This is a genomic window from Herbidospora sakaeratensis, from assembly GCF_001570525.1.
Classification (GTDB): Bacteria; Actinomycetota; Actinomycetes; order Streptosporangiales; family Streptosporangiaceae; genus Herbidospora; species Herbidospora sakaeratensis.
In genome coordinates this window covers 1-21,337 of record NZ_BBXC01000009.1, presented here as the reverse complement: position 1 = coordinate 21,337, position 21,337 = coordinate 1, and the positions used below count along the sequence as shown (strand labels likewise).

The following is a 21,337-nucleotide window of genomic DNA, read 5'->3' as shown; positions in this document are numbered from 1 at the left end:
AAGAAAGACACCTCACATGCGCACCAAGAAGATCGCCTCCGTCGCCCTCCTCGGCATACTCGCCCTCTCGGCTTGCTCCGACTCCGGTGAGCCCGCCGCCGACCAGAAGATCACCGTGGGCTTCTCGGTCTACGACATGCAGTACGAGTTCTTCCAGAAGATGGCCAAGGGCACCCAGGACGCCGCCGCGGCCAAGGGCTGGGAGGTCAAGCTCCACGACGAGAAGAGCGACGAGAACGAGATGGTCACCGGCGCCTCGGCGCTCATCGACCAGGGCGTCGACCTGCTGATCATCAGCCCGTTCAAGCCGACCGCGCTCGGCCCGATCATCGCCAAGGCCAAGGCCGAGAACGTGCCCGTCATCGTGAACGACATCGGCGGCGGCGGCACCCCCTACGACGCGATCGTCATCTCCGACAACGCCGGCGGCGGCAAGCTGGCCGCCGAGTTCATGGACAAGCAGATCCAGGCCAACGGCTCCGCGAGCAAGAACGTGGCCTCCATCACCTGCGAGCCGTCGGCGACCTACGCCGCCCGCCGCAACGCCGGCTTCAAGGAGGAGATCGAGGCCCGCGGCTACACGGTCGTGGCCGAGCTCTCGGGCAACTCCAAGGCCGAAGAGGGCTACAAGGTCATGAAGGACATCCTGGCCAAGAACCCCGACGTCGCGGGCGTCTTCTCGTGCAACGACCCCATGGGCGTGGCCGCCGCCAACGCCATCAAGGACGCCGGCAAGAGCCCGGTCACCGACGTCGTCAGTGTGGGCTTCAACGCCGACCCCGAGGCCCTGACCGCGATCAAGGGAGACCTGCTGGCGGCGACCGTCGCGCAGGACCCGGCGGCCATGGGCGGGCTGACCGTCACCCTCGGGGAGCAGGCCCTGAACAAGCAGCCGATCCAGTTCTCCAACGCCGCCGAGCGCGAGGTGTTCAACCCCGTCACCCTCGTCGACAAGACCAACGTGGCCTCCATCGGCTGACGAACCACCAAGCTTCTGAAATGCGGGGATTTGAGAGCATGACCGACTTCACCACCGGGCTGACCGATCTGGCGATCGAGACGCCCTCCTGGGCGTACGCCAACTCCGGGACCCGGTTCAAGGTGTTCACCCAGCGAGGCGTGCCACGCGACCCCTTCGAGAAGGTCGCCGACGCCGCCCAGGTGCACGCCTTCACCGGCGCGGCCCCGACCGTGGCGCTGCACATCCCGTGGGACCGGGTCTCCGACTACTCCGTGCTGGCGGCGTACGCCGCCGAGCACGGCGTGCGGCTGGGCGCGATCAACGCCAACGTGTTCCAGGACGACGACTACCTGCTCGGCTCGGTCACCAACCCCGACCCGCGCGTCCGCCGCAAGGCCACCGACCACCTGCTCGAGTGCGTCGACATCATGGACGTCACCGGTTCCCGCGACCTGAAGTTGTGGTTCTCCGACGGCACCAACTACCCCGGCCAGGACGACCTCCGCGCCCGCCAGGACCGCCTCTCCGAAGCCATGACCGAGGTGTACGCCCGATTGGGCGACGACCAGCGCGTCCTGCTGGAGTACAAACTGTTCGAGCCGGCCTTCTACACCACCGACGTGCCCGATTGGGGCACCTCGTTCCTCCACTGCGTCGCGCTCGGCCCCAAGGCCATGGTCTGCGTCGACACCGGCCACCACGCGCCGGGCACCAACATCGAGTTCATCGTGGCGATGCTGCTGCGCGCGGGCCGCCTGGGCGCCTTCGACTTCAACTCCCGCTTCTACGCCGACGACGACCTCATGGTCGGCGCCGCCGACCCGTTCCAGCTCTTCCGGATCATGTACGAGGTCGTGCGGGGCGGCGGTCTCGACCCCGCCGCGGGCGTCGCCTTCATGCTCGACCAGTGCCACAACATCGAGCCGAAGATCCAGGGCCAGATCCGCTCGGTCATGAACGTGCAGGAGGCCACGGCCAAGGCCCTGCTGGTCGACGCCGAGGCGCTGCGGGCCGCGCAGGACGAGGGCGACGTGCTGGCGGCGAACGCGGTACTGATGGACGCGTACGACACGGACGTCCGCCCGCGGCTGGCCGCCTGGCGAGAGCAGCGCGGCCTGGAACCCGACCCGATCGCCGCGTACAAGGGGTCGGGATACTTCGACAAGATCGCCGCCGAGCGTGTCGGCGGCGCCCAGGCCGGATGGGGAGCCTGATCACCATGAGCGTCGTCGACGACCTCCTGAACCGCTGCCACGAACTCGGCGCGGACCCGCGCAACACCAACTACGCCGGCGGCAACGCCTCCGCGAAGGGCAGCCAGACCGACCCGGTCACCGGCGAACCCGTCGACCTGATGTGGGTCAAGGGCTCCGGCGGCGACCTGGGCACCCTCACGACGGCCGGCCTGGCCGTGCTCCGGCTCGACCGGCTGCGCGCCCTGACCGGCGTCTACCCGGGGGCCGACCGGGAAGACGAGATGGTCGCGTTGTTCGGCTTCTGCGCCCACGGCGGTGGCGGTGCGGCGCCGTCCATCGACACCGCGATGCACGGGCTGGTCGACGCCGCCCACGTCGACCACCTCCACCCCGACAGCGGCATCGCCATCGCGACCGCCGCCGACGGCGCGGAACTGACCCGGGCGATCTTCGGAGACCGGGTCGCGTGGGTGCCGTGGCGGCGCCCCGGCTTCCAGCTCGGCCTGGACATCGCGGCGATCAAGGCGGCGAACCCGCAGGCGATCGGCGTCATCCTGGGCGGCCACGGCATCACGGCCTGGGGCGAGACCTCCGAAGAGTGCCGATCGAACTCCCTGGAGATCATCCGGCTGGCGGAAACCCATCTGAGTCTTCATGGCAGGCCCGAGCCCTTCGGCCCGGTCCTCGGCGGCTACGAACCGCTACCCCCGGAGCGGCGGCACGCGCGCGCCGCCGAGTTGTTCCCGCTGATCCGCGGCCTGGCCTCGACCGACCGGCCGCAGGTCGGCCACTACACCGACAGCGACGTCGTGCTCGACTTCGTCTCGCGCGCCGAACACCCCCGCCTGGCCGCGCTGGGCACCTCGTGCCCCGACCACTTCCTGCGGACCAAGGTCGCGCCGCTGGTCCTGGACCTGCCGGCCGACGCTCCCCTGGACGTCGTGGCCGACCGCCTTCGGGAACTCCACGCGCGGTACCGGGCCGACTACGCCGCCTACTACGACCGCAACGCGGTCGAGGGCTCCCCCGCGATGCGCGGCGCCGACCCGGCGATCGTGCTGGTCCCGGGGGTCGGCATGTTCTCCTTCGGCGGCGACAAGCAGACCGCCCGGGTCGCCGGCGAGTTCTACGTCAACGCCATCAACGTCATGCGCGGCGCCGAATCGGTGTCGGCCTACGCCCCGATCAGCGAGGCCGAGAAGTTCCGCATCGAGTACTGGTCACTGGAGGAGGCCAAACTCCAGCGCCGCCCCAAACCCAGACCGCTGGCGACCCGCATCGCCTTCGTGACCGGCGGCGGCTCGGGCATCGGCGCGGCCACCGCCCGCCGCCTGGCCGCCGAGGGCGCCTGCGTCGTCATCGCCGACCGCAACCTGGCCGCGGCCCGCCGGGTCGCCGCCGAACTCGGCTCGGCGGACGTCGCCGTCGCCGTCGAGGCCGACGTGACCAGCGAAGACGCCGTCCGCGCCGGGCTGGCGGCGGCCGTGCTGGCCTTCGGCGGCGTGGATCTGATCGTCAACAACGCCGGCCTGTCGTTGTCCAAGCCGCTGCTGGAGACGACCGTCGCCGACTGGGACCTGCAACACGACGTCATGGCCCGCGGCTCGTTCCTGGTCTCCCGCGAGGCGGCCCGCATCATGATCGGCCAGAACATGGGCGGCGACGTCGTCTACATCTCGTCCAAGAACTCGATCTTCGCAGGGCCGAACAACGTCGCCTACAGCGCGGCCAAGGCCGACCAGGCCCACCAGGTGCGTCTGCTCGCGGCCGAACTCGGCGGCCACGGCATCCGGGTCAACGGCGTCAACCCCGACGGCGTCGTGCGCGGCTCGGGCATCTTCGCGTCGGGATGGGGAGCCAACCGCGCGGCGGTGTACGGGGTGGAGGAGGAGAAACTCGGCGAGTTCTACGCCCAGCGCACCCTGCTGAAGCGGGAGGTGCTCCCCGAGCACGTCGCCAACGCGGTGTTCGCCCTGACCGGCGGCGACCTGTCGCACACCACGGGATTGCACGTGCCCGTGGACGCCGGAGTGGCGGCCGCCTTCCTTCGATGAACCGCGGTGTCAGACCTCGGCAGGTACGGCATAGGCCACGTGCGTGGCCTCAAGCCATTCCCTGTCGATCGGGCGGCCGGTCATCCGCCCGATCAGAGTCAGCGCAGAGGTGAAGCTCTCGGCCGGCTCGACAGGGGGTTCACCGTCAATGTCGAAACGAAGACCGTCCATGTAGGGGACCAGAGCATCAGGCTCGCTGCCGGACCGGTCATCGGTGAAGAGAATGTCGAGGACGGTGAGCAACTCACCGCTTTTCGCATACTTGACTTGAGTCTGGCTGCCGGTGTCCCAGCAGACGGCCAGCGCGCGTCCACCTCGCCGTGACAGCGCGAGCACCGCCTCGTCCTCGGTGACACGGTAGTCGCCGATGACCAGTGTCCAGCCCCCGATCGGACCGGCCAGCATTCCACCTGCCTCGTCGTCGCTTCCGTCAGAGCCCGAACCCCACCCGGCGAAACTGTCCGGCGCGCCGGTGGCCGGATCACCGTTGAGCACGGCGACCGCGTCCTCGACCGAAAGGTTCTCCACCCACGCCGCATAGAACCACTGCATGGACACGTCGCTCGGATCGTAGGAACGCAGTAGTCGGTACAGCTCGTCTGCCGGCATTTGATCGATCCCCTAATCGGACTTGGCGGAAGCCACCCGTCCGGTCCTGGACGGACCGGACGGGTGGATGGTCATGAGGCGGGTGTGCCGACGATGCTCACCCAGAAGCGGTCACCGTTGGGACGTTTGGGTCCGTCTGGAGTGAGTACTCGATATCGCGCGTAGAAGACGGTCAGATACCAGCCGTCGCTCTTGTTGTTGGCGGGATTCACCTGGCGGACGGAGAAGTTCCCGTCTCCCCATCCTGGCCCTTGCCGCACGGAGTTGAAGGGAAACTCGTCACAGTCAGGTTTGATCTTCTCGGCTCGGCAAGCCTTGGTCCGCTCCGACACCTGGACCGACCCCCACGTGCGTCCCTTGGGGTCGTTGGGCCGGGGCTCGTCCTCGTTGATGCGGATCAACGCGGCACGTGTGGCGGCCGTCTTCCCGTCCCAGTTGCCCGGTATGACCTTGGGCCCTGTGGTCTTCTCGGGTTTGGTGGTCTCAGGCTTGTTGAACGCCGTCCAGATGTGCACCCCAACGGGGCCGCGCTTGGGATGCGCCACGTCATTGCGGAAGATGCGGCTCACATCAGGGAAGATGCAGGCGCCGGTGTAGCGCACCCGCTTCTCCTCCGGCCAGTTGCCCGGCGAGCCCGGACCCATTGTCAGGTCGTCACAACGGACGGTCGGCGGAGTCCAGACACCGTTCTGCCGATCATCCTTCATCTTGCCCCAGAGGGGGAAGCTGTTCGGCCCCGTACTGGTGACGACCTCCTTGATGGTCAGCCAGGGGAACACCGTGCACTTCCGGATCTCCTTCGCCGGGCTCACCGACTTGAAGCGGAAGTACTGCATCGAGTTGTTCCAGTTCTTGACCAGAGCCTGCCGATCGCCGTTCACCGTCTTCTGGCAGGTCGACGCGTTGGAGTCCGGTTTGGCCGTCACCGACAGCTGAAGAGGTGAATTGCCGATCCCCGTCAGCTCGTCGAACGTGATCTGGTCCAGCGCGACCCACATCGAAATGTCCTGTGGCGTCATCGGACCCGTCACACCGTCACTGCCCGGGTTGCGGATATCCGTGCCTGACTTCGTTCCGAGATAGGTGTTCATGACGGTGGTCGCCCGAACCTGGAGGTCGAGCCCCTCCGAGCCGTCTGGCAGCTTCAGCCTGACCTTTTTTCTCCCGCCGGTGTCGGGGTCCATGTCGTCGAACCACATGCTGACCCCGAACCAGCGGACGGAGCAGCCGCTGAAAACGGTCGCGTCCGTCCAGATTCCCCAGGTGGCCTCCTTCGGAGCTTTCGTCCGGCAGGTCGCCAGGGTGTAGTGACGGTAGTCGACCTCACGCGGGTTCGGCTCGTCGGCGACGGCCGGCCGATTCGGGACCACGGACTCACCCGCCGGTTTGAGCGCCGGTTTGAGCGCCGCGGCGGCCTCGGTTCCGGCGAGGGGTGCGATCTCGGCCGCAGTGAGCGCCTTCTGATAGACGTGTACGTCATCCAGCGCACCAAGCATGCGGGTGCCCAACGTCAGGGCCCCATCGGCGTGCCATCCCACGAAGCTCACCGGCTCCGACCCAAGCGGTTGACCGTCGAGATACAGCGTCGCGGTGCTGGCCGTGGCGTCATAGACACCGGCCAGGTGAATCCAGGTGTCCACGGGCGGTTCGGCGTCAGACCGGACCCCCTCGGTGGTGGCAGTGGCGCTGTCCGCGCTGGTCAGCGTGAATTCCAGGCCATGCTCCGCGGTGTTGCCCAGGCGGAACGGCGCTTGGTGGGTACCACGCTGCTCGGCGACGAGGTAGTCGCCGTCCTTGTCGCTCCAGCGCACCCAGGCCGCGACGGTGAAACTCTGATCCGTGCGCACGACCGGTCCGGCGGTCTGGGCCAACGGCTCCTCTCCGGGGTCGGTCGCGTCGACCGTGAGCGGCTGCCAGTCCGACCATGCCGACGTGCGTTCGCCGGCGACCGCGCGGGCGCGCCAGCGGATCTTCCAGCCGTCCTCCAGTTCTCCTGCCGGGAGGACGACCTCGGCCGCGCTCCCGGATGCGGCGCCATCGGCGGCGCCCGCCCAGATCTGGCCGTTGCCCTGTCCGGTCACGGCCGGATCGTGCTCCACCTCGAACTCCGCCCGTAACGTGGCGGCGGCCTGATCGCTCACGTGCGCCCGGAGAGCGGGGGTGCGAGAGGAGGTGATGGTGCTGCCGTCGATCTGCTGAGACGGGACGACCTGAAGGGCGCCCACGACAGGTGGCGCCGTGGGCCCCGGCAGGTCGATCGTGATCTGCTGCCACGACGTCCACGCCGAACTCGTCGAAGCCGCAGAGTTGACGGCTCGGGCTCGCCAGCGGATCCGCCAGCCGTCGGCCAACGCCTGCGCCGGGACCGTGACAGCCGCTTGGCTTCCGGAGGCCACGGGGAGCGAACTCCCGGTCCAGATGCGACCGGTTCCCTGGCCGGTCGCAGCCGGATCGTGCTCGACGTCGAACTCGCCGGTCAACTGGCCACCGACGGTGTCGGAGACGGCCACGGCCAATTGCGGGGTGATCGAGCGTGCCACGACGACGCCGTTCACGGTCTCCACCGGGTGGGTCACCGGGTTCGACACAGCCGGTGTGGACGCAGGACCGCTGCCGGTGATGGTCAGCTTCGGCGGGCTCCCGAACTCGTCGGTGTTCTCGGCGGCGGTGTAGACGCGGAAATTGTTGACGTTGCCCTCACCGGGAGATTTGAGCACCAGGCCGTGGTTGCCGGCGCCGGCCGCCCAGTCCTGGGCGATGCCCGTGACGTTCCACTCCATGCTGTCCGGCCAAGTGGCACAGTTCTGGTTCACGCCCTTGGTGTTGGTCGAGGCGTCCTCGGTCGTGAAGGCGGGCTTGTTCACCCAGTGCACGTTCTCCGGGTCCCATGCGCTGGTCAACCGGGCTGCCTGGATGCCGTTGCCGACCACGGCACCGCATCCCTGGGCGTCGATGGTGTTCATCGACAACCGTGCGTCGGTCACCGTCGAGCCGGTCAGATTCGGGACGTCGAACTTCAGATGCGTCCGGAACTTGAAACCGCCGGGAATCGTCCCGGCCATGAGGTACGCCATCGTCGGATCGGCCAGGTTGTCGGCATCGTTGTCCGAAGTGACCTCGACATCGGTGTTCAGCGGCACCGTGACAGTGGGGTCCACCCTGACCGGATATTTGGTCGTCGGGTCGACGAGCCATTGGTGATCCGGCCTGAGCACCAGTTCCGTACGACCGTCCTTGGTGACGACGTCGGTGTGGACCTTGGCATGTCTGGCCCGTGCCGGAAGTCCCCTCGCACTGCCGTCCCACATCACCGGTTGCGGGGCGGAGGCGACCTTCTTTCTGTTCTGCCCCGTGAGCAACAACCGTCCGTCCGCCGCTTCGGTCAAGGTGAGGCCGTCGTTCTGGACTCCGATGCGGAACTCGAGCGGTTTGGCCGGGCGCGTCCGCAGCAGGACGTCATGCCGGAACCCGGTCGGCAGCACGGTCACCACCAGGTCGGCGCCAGGACCGGCGGCGTCGGTGTAAGTGGCGACGCCGCCCTTGACGATGGGTTTCGGTAGCGGGGACGGCCAGGTCAGGCCATACGAGCTCCCCTTAGTGCGCATCGTGACGAACGGCCGGGTCCCTCCGGCGGAGATCTCCACAGACGTGCCCTCCGCGAGGGCCTCGGGCCGCAACGTGCCGCCGTGTTCAGCCAGGGTGGTGTCGATCGGCACCCATGTCCCGTTCACCCGGGTCCGGACCGGACCTGTGGTGACCTCGGTCGTGTACGTCCTTCCGTCGGGCTGGGCGTAGGTGATGCTGCTCGCGGTCGTCTCGTCGGAGACCTCCACGGCCTTACCCTGCTTGGCCGCTGCCTGAGAAGCGGCAGAACGGGCCTGCGCCGGTGAGTTGGAGATCGCGCCGCCGTGCTTTCCGGCGATCCAGGTCGACGTGTCGCCGAGCGTGGCCGGATGCCGGCCGGATGAGTCGACGGCGACCTTCCCGGTGCCCTCGTCGAACGACCAATGGACGCTCCCGGCCTCCTGTGTCTGGAAGGACCACTGATAGGGGGTGACCGGGTTTCCCGACGCGTCGGTTCCCTCCGAGACATCCACCGTGTAGGTGGTGCCGACCGTCAACGGCTCAGTGGGTGCGAAAGTGGACACACGATCGGAGGAATCGCTGGACAGTGCCCCGTCGATCTCCGCGCCCGACTCATCCCTCACCGTGAACGTCGGCTCCCACACGGGCTCGTCGAAGGTGGCCTTGATGAGAGTGTCCACCCGGACATTCCGCGCGTCGGCGGCGGGATCAGTGCTGATGACAGTGGGTGGGATCGATTCCGGCGGGCCGCCTTCCTCGATGGTCTCTCCGTCCCAGGACTCTTCGCCTGACTCACCGGTCAACGGCTCCAACTCCTCCGGCGAGATCTCCACCGGGTGGTTGGGCTGAGAGATGAGAGCCTGCTCGTCCGCGTCGGTCATGGCCGGGAGGTCCGGGATCCCGCCGGGTGTGTCCACCCGCATCGCCAGAGCTTCCTCATACGTCGGCTGGGTCGTCCTTCTCGGCCCCTCATAGGAGTAGACGATCACCTCGGGAGGCGGCGCGGGCACATATTCGATCATCAGTGTCGGTGCGTGCCGGTAACCCGGGTAAGGGTCGCCGCTGTGTTCGCCGGCGTAGTACTGACGCCAGTTGATCGCCGCCGTCTCACTTGCGGCCCGCAGCATCAGCCCGTGGTTGGGCTCGTCCCCTTCGATCCAAGCCCGAGCCATGCCGCTCACCCGGTACCACAGCGCTTCGTCCTTCGCGCACCAGGAACCGGTGGCGTCGTAGTTGTACCCGGCCCTGTTCAGTCCCTCGGTTCCCCCGATGGTTGAGGGTTGGTTGTACCAATTGAGGCTGGTAGGAGTCCACGAGGAGCCCAGCCGGGCGGCCGTGATGCCCGCCCCCAGCGGGTCTCCGCACAACGCTCCGTTGGGGCCGCCGGACTTGTAGTTCCAGATGATCAGATCGGCCTCGACGACGTCCGCACCGATCAGTTCCGGGGCGTCGGTGTCGTACTTCAGGTAGACGCGCGCGATATCCGCGCTGGTCGAGGTGGTACCCGCCCGCAGCCACGCGGCGGCGGCATTGTTGTTGTAGGGATCGTTCCTGCTGACCCAGGCGTCGGCGGGTTCACCACCGCCGAACCACTCGGAGGCGGCCGCGATCGTCACCGGATAGGTGACCGCCGGGTCGGACAGGAATTCCTGATCAGGAGTGAACACCAGTTCCGAGGTCGTGCCAGTCGTTTCGACGCGCGCGTCCACTCGGGCGGTCCGCCCCTGGTCCGGGGACGCCTCGACCTTCGCGTCTGTCGCGGTCAGAACGATCGGCGCAGCCTTCGCCGCACCACTTGCGTCCGTCAACTGCGGCAGGCCTTGAGCCGTCTTGCCGAATTTGCTTCCCTTGGGCAGCGTGAGCGGCAGCCGTACGGTCACCGGCCCTGTCGGCGCGCGCCGGAAGACCACCTGTGCGACGAAGCCGTCGGACTGAGCCGTCACGACCAGATCCGCTCCTGGCGCCACCGCGTCGGCGTAGGTGACGGTGTTGCCGGACACCTCCGGTTCCGGCAGCGCGCGAGTGACGCCCAGGCCGGTCGCGCTCTCCTTTCCGGCGGCCGACACGAGCTGGCGGGCGCCGCGCTTCCCAAAGGAGAGCGGAGTCTTGACCCGCGCCGCCTGCAGGATCCCGCCGCGGTTCACGATGCGCGTGTCGACAGGTTCCCATGTGTTGCTCACCGCGTTCTTGAGTTGAACCGGCCGGGTGTACAACTCGGCCCGCAGGTGTTCGCCATCCGGGTCTGCCCACACCTTCATGGTCTCGGTGAACCGGGAGGGCACTTCCACCGGCTTACCGGTCTTCGCGGCCGTCTCCCACGCGCTCTTGAGCGCAGGCTGCGATGGGGCGGTTGATCGGCTCGTCGATGTGGAGGACGGGGTGGTCTGGGCGCTCACGGGAGCACACATGAGCGAGAGCGTCAGCGCGAGCACCAGCGACGTGGCGATGTGACGGCGCACTCGTCTGGACGTGCATCGGCGTGTGTTCACTTACCACCTTTCGAATAAGTGTACTAAAACCACACCGATCGTCACACGGAGAAGAGATGAAAGTAAAGATCGTCTTCAGTATCGGGAACGCGCTCCTCCGTATATAGACGCAGGTCACGAATCTGTGGTGCGCGGAGACGGCGCGGGAGACCGCCACGACGGAGCTGGCAGTCGGATCAAGGCTCAGGTGCCGAGCGCGATCACCTGACCACCCGCTACGTCACGGGGGTGGCCGGCCCACCCCCGTGACGGCCGGAGGCTACGTCGAGGTCGCGATGCCCGACTCGAAGTAGTCGATGCCCGCCTTCCCGGTGGTGACGATGCGGACCGTGTGCGGGCCCGCCGCCAGGCGGGCGGAGGTCCAGGCGACCCGGTAGGTGTTGCTGCCGTCGCCGACCTGGGTCGAGACCGTCGCCACCTGGGTGCCGTCAACGAAGACGGTGAAGCCGCTCTGGCTGCCGTCGAACTTGGCGCCGATCCGCGCGTACTCGCCGGTGAAGGTGTACGCCATCGTCGCGCCCGACGTGTTCACGAAGGTCTCGGTGCCCTGGTACGCCGCGCTGCTGTCCCATCGCGCCCACGAGCCGGTCTTGACGATCGAGGAGCTCTCCCCGTCTGTCTTCGTGGTCCAGGCCGGGACGTCGTAGGTCGACCTGGCGGGGTCCGGCCCCAGCCAGGCCACCGCCGACAGGACGTCGAGCGTGGCCGGGTCCGACACGCTGACCGTGGCGTACCGGCCGGTGACGGAGTTCGGCATCGGGAGGGTGAGGTTGACGGTGACCCGGTCACCGGCCGGGACCGAGACCTGGCTCACCCTGCTGTCGAGCACGGCGCCCTGGTTGTCGTACAGGGTGATGCCGGCCCGCACGCCGCGCGCGGCGGTTCCGGTGTTGGCCACCGTGACGCCCGCCCGGTAGGGCGTGCCCGCCTGCAACTGGTCGGTCAGGGCCGCGAACGTGGTCTCCAGCCGCGATCCCGCCTTGCTGAGATCACGTACGGCGCCGATGAGGCGGACGTCGGCCCAGTCGATGGAGTCGTTGGCGGCCGATCCGTTGGCGTCGGTGACCAGCCGGATCCGGGCCGCGCCGCTGATCGAGAGATCGAACGGCTCCCTCAGGACGGTCGCCGCCGACATGCGCTTGGTGTAGATGAGCTGGTCGTCGGCGTAGACCAGGAAGGTGGCGTCTCCGCCGGTCACCTCGTCGTCGAGACCGGCCACGCCGACGATCCGGGCGTACCGGCCCGAGGTGGCGAAGGTGACCGAGCTGGCGCTCTGAAGCCCGATGCCCTTGTCGTAGGCGACACCGCCGAGGGTGAGCCTGCGGCCGGTGCTCGTCTGGTCCTTGCCCTTGGCTCCCGAGCTGGTCGTCACGCCGCCGGAGAAGTCGACGACGTCGGACAGGTAGGCGCCGTCGGCGGCATAGCGGGGAGTGATCGCCAGATTGCCGAGGACGGTCAGCTCGCCCACCGCCGCGCGCTGGCCGGAGGTGAGGTCGGGGAAGGAGACGCGGACGTACTCGGCGTACACGCCGTCGAGGGAGTCCTCGACCGGGCGGGCGGCGACCGTGCCGGCGGTGTGGCGGACCACGTCGGTCCACGTGCCGCCCGCGTTCCGCACCGCGACGGTGTACGGCAGGGGTCCGTCGGGGAAGTCGACCCTGACCTTGTAGAGGTGGCGCGCCTGTTCCAGGAACACGGTGACGCTCTGGTTCGCGCCGGTCGTTCCGGCGGCCCACCAGGTCGACGGGTCTCCGTCGGCCGCGAACGCCTTGCCGCGCCCGCTCTGCTCCGAGGTCGCGTCCATCGGGTGCGCGACCGCCTGGTTGTCGGTCGGGTACGCGACGGGCGGGGTCACCGTCGTGATCTGTTCCCCCCACCGGCTGGAGTCCCCGAAGTACGGGGGTTCGCTCTCCGGCCCGGCGCCGGCCGTGTCGGCGGTGGTGATCTGCAGGGTCGCGTCGGGGAGCCCGGACGAGCTCGCGGTGATGGTGGTCGTGCCGGCGTAGTAGGAGCGGAACTCGATCGCGGCCCTGCCGTCGAACATCTGCCGGCCGGGCACGAAGGTGTAGGTCTTGCCGCCGGGGAACCCGCCGGGGCCGCTGGTGACGGTGAGCTTGACCTGCCTCGTCTGGTTCACCCACTGGTTGGCGGCGTTGAGCATCGTCACCACCAGCTGGGTGTCTCCGGAGCCGTCGTTGGCGATCGTCGTGCCGCCGTATTTGGAGACGGCGAGGGACATCTTCGTGGCCGTTCCGGACACCGACTGCTCCCGGGCGACCGCCCTGGCGTCGTTCACCCGCGTCAGGCCGGTCCACAGGGACTTGTTGGCCCGGTACCAGTACCACTGCGCCTTGGGGAGCCGGTAGTAGTCGATCATGCCCATGCGGGCCAGGCTCGCCCCGAAGACCGTGCCGTGGTCGAAGCCGGCCCAGATGGCCAGGCCCGCGCTGCCCGTCGTCAGCTTGAACCGTGAGGTGTCGGCCGGATCGGCGATGTCGCCGAAGGTCGGCGCGTACAGACCCGGCCGGTCGGAGGTGTGGGACCCGTACTCGCTGACGATGTTGGGCATCCACGTGTTGGTCATCTTGCCGCCGTCGCCGTTGTAGCCGGCGATGTCGGCGATCGACAGCTGGTCGAAGGACTGGCGCTGCACGCCGCCCATCGCCGCCTTGCGGGTCGGGTCGAGCAGGTGGGCGTGGTCGCGCATCCTGCTCACCAGCGCTTTGGCCTTCGCCATCGTGCCGGACGCGGTGAAGAACGCCTCGTTGCCCATCGACCAGTTGATGATCGACGGACGGTTGCGCTCCATGCGGATCATGGCGCCCAGATGGTCGAGCGCGCTCTGCTCGAAGGCGGCCTGGTCGGAGGAGTTCTGCGGGTAGCCGTCCTTCAGGTAGTCGGTCGAGCTGCCGACCGGGGCGCCCTCGCGGCCGGCGGTGGCGGTGTGCCAGTAGTCGCTCTCGGCCCACATCATGACGCCGAGCTCGTCGGTCGCCTGGGAGTAGGCCGGGTCGTGCGGGTAGTGCGAACCGCGGATGAAGTTCATCCCGGCCTCGCGGATCATCTCCACGTCGCGGCGCAGCCCGGCGTTGGTCACCGCGTTGCCCCAGCCGCCGTGGTCCTGGTGGGCGTTGGCGCCGACGAGAAGGGTCTTGCGGCCGTTGAGATAGAAGCCGTCTGCCTTCCACTGGGCGCTGCGGAAGCCGAAGACGGTCTGGTAGTCGTCGACCTGCGCGCCGTCCACGATCACGGAGGTCGTCACGGTGTAGAGCGCGGGGTTGTCCGGCGCCCACAGGTCGAGGTTCTGCACCATCGCGCCCGTGTCGCCGAGACCGCCGCTGAGCGCGTCGATCGTCGCGGTCTGGCCAGCTGCCAGGGTCCGCGTGGACGAGGTGAACGTGGCGAGCGCGGTGGTGGCGCCCTTCCTGGTCACGACGTGCCGGACCATGACGTTCGAGGAGGTGGTCCGGTCGTTGCGGACCTCGGTCTGGACCCGGACGTTGGACCGCCTCGCGTCGAGGTTGGCCTGCAACGCCGTGGTGCCCGGATACTGGCTGAGATCGATGTTCCGGTAGTAGGCCGCGTTGCTCGTGTCCCAGACGGGGTTGGTCAGGGCCGGCGTCGTGACGAACGTGCCGTACCACGTGACGTGCACCTTGTCGGTGACGTTGAGGAACACGTCGCGGTAGAGCCCGCCCATGAACTGGTGGTCACCGGTCCGGGGCGCCAGATCGGCCTTCCACCCGTTGTCGACACGGACGGCGACGAGGTTCGAGCCGGGCCTCAGCAGCCTGCCGATGTCGAAGGTGAAACCGGTGAAACCGCCGCGGTGCGTCCCGGCCTTCGTCCCGTTCACCCACACGTCGGCGACGTTGGCCGCGCCCTCGAACTCGATCTCGACGGTCTTCTGGCTCCATTCCGCCGGGACGTCGAAGGTCTTGCGGTACCAGCCCGGTCCGACGTGGAAGGAGTCGCCTCCGGCGGACCCGCCGACGTCGTATGGGGCGTCGAAGTTGTGCGGCAGCCCCACCGCGACCCACGACGCGTCGTTGAAGCCGACGTTCGACGCGCCGGTGACGTCCTTGCGGAGGAACTTCCAGCCGCGGTTGAAGTTCAGGTGACTGCGCGTCTCCGCGGCCGTCGCGCTCGGAGCCGCGACCGTGAGCGCGACCAGGGAGATCAACGTACTGATGAACAGCGACAGACTCAGCGCCGTCGCCATCGTCCTGCGGGCCTTCATCAAGCCTCCACGAGGTGTGGTGATCAGACGCTGGTGATCGTCCATTCGAGGTTGGGGCTGGAGACCGGCGTCCACAACTTCACCGACGAACCGACCGTGGTGTCTCCGCCGCTGTCGAGCGCGAGCCCGTTGCCGCGGTTGATGATCTGGTAGCGCCCGTTGCTCAGGCTGCTGAGCCGCCACTGCTGGTTGTTGCCGCCGTTCCACGCGGCCTGCCGGCAGAAGGTGCCGCTGGCGGCGCCCCAGCTGTCGATGACCATGCCGTTGGTCCGGTTGACGATGCGGAACCAGCCGCTGCCCAGGTCGACGAGCTGCCACTGCAGGTTGGCAGAGCCGTCGGAGGTCCACTGCTTGAGCACCGATCCGGAGGCGACGTTGCCGCCGCTGTCGAGGACCAGGCCGGTGGCCGCGTTGCCGATCCGCACCCAGCCGGTCGGCGTGGGGCCCGCGCCCAGCGGGGGGATCGAGCCCGAGAACGTGAGCTTGACGACATACGCGGGCGCGGAGAACGGCGCCGACGAGGAGGGCAGCGTGATGTGCAGGCCGCCGCCGTCCTGGGTGCGGGTGGGCAGGTTGACGTAGGAGCCCGCGTTCGAGCCGAGGAGCTGGACGGAGGTGAGCGAGCCCAGGTTGATGCGGTTGGAGCCGAGCGTCGTGATGTGCAGCTGGCCGCCGGGCCAGCCGAGCACGGTGGCGTACAGGACGCGGTTGTCCTTGCTGCGGGTGAACCGGATGTCGGCGCTCGTCCCCTCCCGCGGCGCCTGGAAGGTGCCGCCGCCCATCTGGGTCGGCCCTTCGCCGAAGGCCGTCCAGGCGCGGGTGGAGTAGATGGATTCGCCGAAGCGGCGCAGGTAGTCGCCGATGTTCAGCAGCAGCGTGCGCTGCGCGGAGGGAATGGCGCCGTCGGCCATGGGCGCGATGTTGAGCAGCATGTTCCCGTTCTTGCTGACCCGGTCGATCAGCGCGTGGAGCACCGCCCTGAAGGCGTAGTAGCCCAGGCCGTTGGTGTAGCTCCAGCTGGAGCTGGAGACGCTGTCGTCGGTCAGCCAGTAAGGGGTCTGGATGCCGGCGGGGCCGCCGCGTTCGAAGTCGAAGACCTCGCCGCGCGTGTTGAACCCGTCCTTGTACGTCGCGACGACGTCGCGGTTCCAGGCGACCGCGCGGTTGTAGTAGTAGGACAGGAAGTTCAGCCGGTGCGACTCGGCGATGCGGCTGAGGTCGAAGTCCTGCCAGATGACGTCGGGTTGGTAGCCGTCGATGATCTCCTTGAGCTTGTTGTGCCAGAGCACCTCTTCGGTGGCGCGGTCGAGCTGGCCGTAGAGCTTGCGCAGCGAGGCGGTCGACTGCTGGGGCGCCCACTGGTAGAAGCCGGTGAAGTTGAAGGCGTGGTGCATCGCGACCAGGAGCTTCATCCCCCTGGCCCTGATGGCGTCGGCGTGCAGCCGCAGCAGGTCGAGGCGGGGGCCGGTGGCGACGGAGTTCCACTCGTTGACGCTGCTGTTCCACATCGAGTAGCCGTCGTGGTGCTCGGCCACCGGGCCGGCGAACTTCGCGCCGGCGTCCACGAACAACTGCGCCCACTCGTCGGGGTCGAAGTTGCCCCCGGCCGAACGCAGCCGGGGCGCGAACTGCACCCAGTTGCCGGCCCTGTCCCGGGCTCCGTTGATGAAGTTGTGGTACGGCCAGGCCGCCGGGTCGCCGTAGGTGTTGCGGTGGTGGTTGTTCTCGCCGGAGCCGTTGTTGTACATGTTGCGCGGATACCACTCATTGGCGAAGGCCGGGACGCTGAAGACGCCCCAGTGGTAGTAGATGCCGAACTTGGCGTCCTGGAACCATTCGGCGGCGGGCGGGTGCTGGTCCACCGACGCCCAGGTCGGCGAGTAACTCTGCGGGCCTTCGGTGGCCCAGGCGGGGCCGGCCTTGAGCAGGGTCGCCGCCGTGGTGGCAACGGCGGCGGCCAGAACGCTCCGGCGGCTTAAGTGATACGGGGAATCGGACATCGAATGTCCTTTCAGGCCTGATGAGTGCCGGTCCAGTCAGGCTACAAACATGGGATTAATCACGCAATGGTCGCGGTGAATAACAGACTTATCGGGATGATCAACCCGCAATACGGAACTAGACATGGGATTGATGTCTGATCTGAGAATGGGCAACGCCGAAAACCGCCCACGCGGCACAGGCGCGGGCGGTACGGGTGGACGGTCTTGAGTTATGCGGTCGACACGGCGGCGCCGGTCCGCCAGCTGCTCCACCCGCGGCACAACACGTACGCGATGAGGGTGGTGACGGTGACGGCGAGGTCGATGAACGCCGTCCGGGGCGCGTCGGGCAGGTGCCACATGACGAAGCTGTAGATCGTGATCCCTCCCTTCTGGAAGAGCAGCAGTTCCCATAACCCCCACTGGCGGCGCGGCGCGACGGCGAGGATCGCCCAGATGCCGGCGAAGACGATGTAGGCGAGCGTCCGCCAGGCCTCGGTGATGACTCGCTCGTCGGCGACCTCGGCGGTGATGAACAGCCCGCCCGCGAACGCGCCGAGCGTGGCGACCGCGTTGACGGCCATGAGGACACGTCCAGTGCGGTCGGCCCAGGGGGCGGGGTCTTGTCCGATGGCCATGAGAGCTCCTTGTGTGTGACGCCGAATAATTTTCGTTACGACCATTAACTGTAGTGTCTGATCGTAGCGAACGTAAAGTGGCTACACTGAGCACATGTCCGTGACCGAGAACCCGAGCCGACGCGAGCGGGTGCGGCAGCAGACGATCAGGGAGATCAAGGAGCGCTCCTTCGAACTCCTCGACGCCGGCGGCGTCACCGACGTCTCGATCGCCTCGGTCGGCAAAGCCATGGGCATGAGCGCCCCCGCGCTCTACCGCTACTTCCCCTCACGCGAGGCCCTGCTGGAAGCGCTGGTCGTCGACGCCTACGCCGACCTCGGCTCCTCCACGGCGGCCGCCGCCCACACCGAGCCGCCCCTCGACGCCCCGGCCCGGATCGCCCGCATCGCCCAGGCGTGGCGGCGATGGGCCCTCACCCATCCCCGTCGCTACGCGATGCTCTTCTCCGACCGCTCGGCCTCCGCGCAGGACACCCCCGAGGGCGTCGCGGGGGTCAACCAGGGCATGTTGCACCTGCTCGCCGCCCTCCAGGAGATCGCCGAATCGACCCCGCACACCGCGACCCCGCTCGACGAGCCGCTGGTGAGATGGGGTCAGGCCATCGGCGCGCCTCCCGGCATGAGCCCGCTGGCCCTGCGCCTCGGCGTGCTCTGCTGGTCCCGCCTCCACGGGCTGGTCTCCCTGGAGATCTCCGGCGCCTTCGCCGCCATGGAGCTGGACGCCGCCCAGCTCGCCGCCACCGAGATCGAGACCGTGATCGAGACGGCACGTCACGCCTGTCCCACCCACTGACGCTGACGTCCCAGACCCTCGATCTCCACCTCGACCACGTCCCCCGCGCGCAGGTAGGCCTGGGCGCCCCGGCCCATGGCCACCCCGGCCGGCGTGCCGGTGTTCACCACGTCGCCCGGTTCCAGCACTATGAACTGGCTGAGATACCAGATGACGTGGTGGACGCCGAAGATCTGGTCCTTGGTGCTGCCGTTCTGGCGCAGTTGCCCGTTGACCCACAGACGCAGGTCGAGCGACTGGGGGTCGCCCACCTCGTCGGGCGTGACCAGCCACGGCCCCAGCGGGTTGAAGGTCTCGCACGACTTGCCCTTGTCCCACTGGCCGCCGCGCTCGTTCTGGAACTCCCGCTCGGAGACGTCGTTGGAGATCGTGTATCCCGCGATGACGTCCCCCGCGTCGGCCGGCGAGCCGAGGTAGCGGGCCGTCCTTCCGATGACGACCGCCAGCTCCACTTCGTAGTCGGTCTTCACGCTGCCGCGCGGCACCAGCACCTCGTCGTTCGGGCCGACCACCGTGTTGGACGCCTTCATGAAGACGACCGGCTCCGGCGGGATGGGCGCCCCGGTCTCCAAGGCGTGGTCGGAGTAGTTCAGCCCGATGCACACGACCTTTCCCGGGCGCGCCACGGGGGCGCCGATGCGCTCACGGGGCGCCGCGCCGGGGAGGCGGTCGTCCGCGAGCGCGGCGCGCACCCGCTCGATCCCGCCTGCGGCGAAGAAGGCGCCGTCGATGTCCGCCGTCAGCGGCGACAGGTCGAACGCCTGCCCTTCATGGTTGACGACACACGGACGTTCACGGCCCGCAGCGCCCACACGGCAGAACCTCACGGTGTGGTTCCTCTCATGATGATCCTTTCGAGCCCGCGGGCCCACGAAGCGCTTCGTGGGCCCGCGGCGGAGCTGTCACTGGAAGGAGGCGTCGTCGATGGAGAAGCCGTCGGTGCCGGCGGTGGTCTCGACGTAGAAGGAGGCGTTGGTGAGCGTGCCGGTCCACGAGACCGTCGTGGTGCCGGTCAACCGGGTCCAGCCGCCGGTGTTGACCGCCTGGGCCGGAGTGAGCTGGAGGTAACTGGTGGTGCCGTTCGCGGTGAGCGCCAGCGTCGCCTTCGCGCTCGGGGTGCCGCTCTGCGAGCGCACCCAGACGCTCGTGGTGTAGCTCCTGCCGTTGGTGAGCTGGGCGGTCACGTTCTGGTTGGGGCCCTGCCAGGCGGCGGTCCGGCCGGAGACGAGCAACGACCGGCTGCCCGCGTACGCAGGGGTGGCCGACGACAGAGTGCCGCCGGAGGCGGTCCAGCCAGTGGTGCCGTTCTCCATCGAGCCGTTGGTCAGCAGGTTGCCACCGCCGCCACCGCCGAACTGGGTGAAGAAGCGCCAGGTCTCGGCGGGCAACCACGTGCGGGAGCCGCTGTCGCCGGTCGCCCCGTCCTGCGGGGCCGCGATGTGGCCCTCGTCGAAGGCGGCCCACGTGACGGGACGGCCCGACGCGCAGCCGGAATAGGTGATGGTGCGGTGGGTCAGGCTGCCCTGGGCGGGCTCGGGCGGGTTCTGCGCGGTGCAGCCGTTGTTGCGCACGAACTGGTCACGCATCGAGCGTCCACCCGAGATGTTCAGGACGCCGTCGCGCAGGCCGTGCGCGGCGAAGTAGGCGATCGGCTGGGTGCCGCCGGCGCATCCGCTGAGCCGCCCGCCGGAGTAGACGGCGACCGCCCGGAAGACGTCCGGCCGGGAGCAGGCCAGGGAGAAGCTCATCGCGCCGCCGTAGCTGAAGCCGAGGGCGAAGCGTTGCGTGGTCTCCACGCACAGGTCGCCCTCGATGCGGCGGAGCATGTCGTCGACGAAGGTCACGTCCTCGCCGCCCGCGTTGGCCCAGCCGTTGCCGATGCCCTGGGGCGCGACGAAGATCGTGCTCTCGCCGACCAGGCGCTGGAGACCGTAGTAGGACCAGACGTCCCGCTGGACGGTCTGGCCGGTGGCGACGTCGGTGGAGGTGCCGCCCCGCCAGTGGAATCCGAACACCAGCCGGTAAGGCCGCCGGTTGTCGTAGCCGCTGGGGATGCGGACGATGAAGCTGCGGGTCTTGCCGCCGCTCTGGATGGTGTTGTTCCCGTTGGCGAGAGTCGGGGTCCGCCCGCACCCCGCCGTGGCCGCCGCGGTGGCGGCGGTCGGAGTGAGCACGGCGGCGAGGGACACCAGGGATGCGACCGTGATCGCGGTCAGCAGTGTTCTGCGTAAGGACATGTCACCGGTCCTGTCACTGGAAGGAGGCGTCGTCGACGTAGAGCCCGTCGGTGCCGGCGGTGGTCTCGACGTAGAAGGAGGCGTTGGTGAGCGTGCCGGTCCACGAGACCGTCGTGGTGCCGGTCAACCGGGTCCAGCCGCCGGTGTTGACCGCCTGGGCGGGGGTCAGCTGGAGATAGCTGGTCGTGCCGTTGGCGGTGAGCGCCAGGGTGGCCTTCGCGCTCGGGGTGCCGCTCTGCGAGCGCACCCAGACGCTCGTGGTGTAACTCCTGCCGTTGGTGAGCTGGGCGGTCACGTTCTGGTTGGGGCCCTGCCAGGAGGCGGTACGACCGGAGACGAGCAGCGACCGGCTGCCCGCGTACGCGGGGGTGGCGGAGGTCAGGGTGCCGCCGGAGGCGGTCCAGCCGGTGGTGCCGTTCTCCATCGAGCCGTTGGTCAGCACTTCGGTGGTGCCGCCGCCGCCGGTGAACTGCCACCAGTTGAGGTTGAACAGGTTGCCGCTGTTGCCGGCGAAGCGCAGGAACAGGTCACGGGTGCCGGTCGCGCCGGAGAC

12 protein-coding genes are annotated in these 21,337 nt (G+C 68.5%); 4 read left to right on the top strand and 8 right to left on the bottom strand.

Going from position 1 to position 21,337, the window contains the following annotated elements:
• Nucleotides 1-16 precede the first annotated feature (16 nt).
• The 3 genes from AW271_RS10095 to AW271_RS10085 are packed head-to-tail and all read left to right on the top strand — an operon-like array spanning nucleotide 17 to nucleotide 4,211.
• Nucleotides 17-979, top strand: coding sequence for a substrate-binding domain-containing protein (locus AW271_RS10095; protein ID WP_062335321.1), 963 nt, complete (start codon nucleotides 17-19; stop codon nucleotides 977-979).
• 38 nt (nucleotides 980-1,017) lie between these two features.
• Nucleotides 1,018-2,175 (top strand): L-rhamnose isomerase, encoded by a 1,158-nt coding sequence (gene rhaI / locus AW271_RS10090; protein WP_083976445.1) that lies wholly within the window; start codon nucleotides 1,018-1,020, stop codon nucleotides 2,173-2,175.
• Between the two features lie 5 nt (nucleotides 2,176-2,180).
• Entirely contained in the window at nucleotides 2,181-4,211 is a 2,031-nt protein-coding gene (locus AW271_RS10085) for a bifunctional aldolase/short-chain dehydrogenase (protein ID WP_157554012.1), read from the top strand.
• A 9-nt stretch (nucleotides 4,212-4,220) separates the two neighbouring features.
• Here the strand turns inward: AW271_RS10085 and AW271_RS10080 are convergent, their stop codons facing one another.
• The 5 genes from AW271_RS10080 to AW271_RS10055 all read right to left on the bottom strand — a co-directional run bounded on the left by AW271_RS10080 (nucleotide 4,221) and on the right by AW271_RS10055 (nucleotide 17,754).
• Nucleotides 4,221-4,820, bottom strand: a complete 600-nt coding sequence (locus AW271_RS10080) for a DUF6461 domain-containing protein (RefSeq protein WP_062335318.1) — start codon at nucleotides 4,818-4,820, stop codon at nucleotides 4,221-4,223.
• Nucleotides 4,821-4,891: 71 nt separating this feature from the next.
• Nucleotides 4,892-10,864 (bottom strand): DNRLRE domain-containing protein, encoded by a 5,973-nt coding sequence (locus AW271_RS10075; protein WP_083976443.1) that lies wholly within the window; start codon nucleotides 10,862-10,864, stop codon nucleotides 4,892-4,894.
• A 289-nt stretch (nucleotides 10,865-11,153) separates the two neighbouring features.
• The gene (locus tag AW271_RS10065) at nucleotides 11,154-15,134 is read right to left on the bottom strand and encodes a glycoside hydrolase family 2 TIM barrel-domain containing protein (protein WP_169806311.1); all 3,981 of its coding nucleotides are present in this window, start codon (nucleotides 15,132-15,134) and stop codon (nucleotides 11,154-11,156) included.
• 23 nt (nucleotides 15,135-15,157) lie between these two features.
• Nucleotides 15,158-17,134 carry an alpha-L-fucosidase gene (locus tag AW271_RS10060; protein ID WP_062335314.1) on the bottom strand — a complete coding sequence of 659 codons (1,977 nt, stop codon included), beginning with the start codon at nucleotides 17,132-17,134 and terminating at the stop codon, nucleotides 15,158-15,160.
• Between the two features lie 212 nt (nucleotides 17,135-17,346).
• A complete protein-coding gene (locus tag AW271_RS10055; RefSeq protein ID WP_063817947.1) occupies nucleotides 17,347-17,754 on the bottom strand; it encodes a hypothetical protein in 408 nt (135 codons plus the stop codon).
• A 94-nt stretch (nucleotides 17,755-17,848) separates the two neighbouring features.
• On the opposite strand from AW271_RS10055, the gene AW271_RS10050 reads away from it, so the two are divergent.
• Nucleotides 17,849-18,547, top strand: a complete 699-nt coding sequence (locus tag AW271_RS10050; RefSeq protein WP_062335312.1) for a TetR/AcrR family transcriptional regulator — start codon at nucleotides 17,849-17,851, stop codon at nucleotides 18,545-18,547.
• On the opposite strand, the gene AW271_RS10045 is transcribed toward AW271_RS10050, so the two are convergent.
• The 3 genes from AW271_RS10045 to AW271_RS10035 all read right to left on the bottom strand — a co-directional run.
• Nucleotides 18,526-19,359, bottom strand: a complete 834-nt coding sequence (locus AW271_RS10045; RefSeq protein WP_275935759.1) for a fumarylacetoacetate hydrolase family protein — start codon at nucleotides 19,357-19,359, stop codon at nucleotides 18,526-18,528. The two genes, AW271_RS10050 and AW271_RS10045, sit on opposite strands and share 22 nt — an antisense overlap.
• Before the next feature lie 90 nt (nucleotides 19,360-19,449).
• Nucleotides 19,450-20,784 (bottom strand): carbohydrate binding domain-containing protein, encoded by a 1,335-nt coding sequence (locus AW271_RS42285; RefSeq protein ID WP_083976439.1) that lies wholly within the window; start codon nucleotides 20,782-20,784, stop codon nucleotides 19,450-19,452.
• A gap of 13 nt (nucleotides 20,785-20,797) precedes the next feature.
• Nucleotides 20,798-21,337 (bottom strand): carbohydrate binding domain-containing protein (locus AW271_RS10035; RefSeq protein WP_157554011.1); only part of this gene is annotated, 540 nt, incomplete at its 5' end.

Bases quoted from the DNA above. Each gene is read 5' to 3' on its own strand.
- AW271_RS10095 (WP_062335321.1), top strand. From the start codon at position 17: ATGCGCACCAAGAAGATCGCCTCCGTCGCCCTCCTCGGCATACTCGCC.
- rhaI (WP_083976445.1), top strand. From the start codon at position 1,018: ATGACCGACTTCACCACCGGGCTGACCGATCTGGCGATCGAGACGCCC.
- AW271_RS10085 (WP_157554012.1), top strand. From the start codon at position 2,181: ATGAGCGTCGTCGACGACCTCCTGAACCGCTGCCACGAACTCGGCGCG.
- AW271_RS10080 (WP_062335318.1), bottom strand. From the start codon at position 4,820: ATGCCGGCAGACGAGCTGTACCGACTACTGCGTTCCTACGATCCGAGC.
- AW271_RS10065 (WP_169806311.1), bottom strand. From the start codon at position 15,134: ATGAAGGCCCGCAGGACGATGGCGACGGCGCTGAGTCTGTCGCTGTTC.
- AW271_RS10060 (WP_062335314.1), bottom strand. From the start codon at position 17,134: ATGTCCGATTCCCCGTATCACTTAAGCCGCCGGAGCGTTCTGGCCGCC.
- AW271_RS10055 (WP_063817947.1), bottom strand. From the start codon at position 17,754: ATGGCCATCGGACAAGACCCCGCCCCCTGGGCCGACCGCACTGGACGT.
- AW271_RS10050 (WP_062335312.1), top strand. From the start codon at position 17,849: ATGTCCGTGACCGAGAACCCGAGCCGACGCGAGCGGGTGCGGCAGCAG.
- AW271_RS42285 (WP_083976439.1), bottom strand. From the start codon at position 20,784: ATGTCCTTACGCAGAACACTGCTGACCGCGATCACGGTCGCATCCCTG.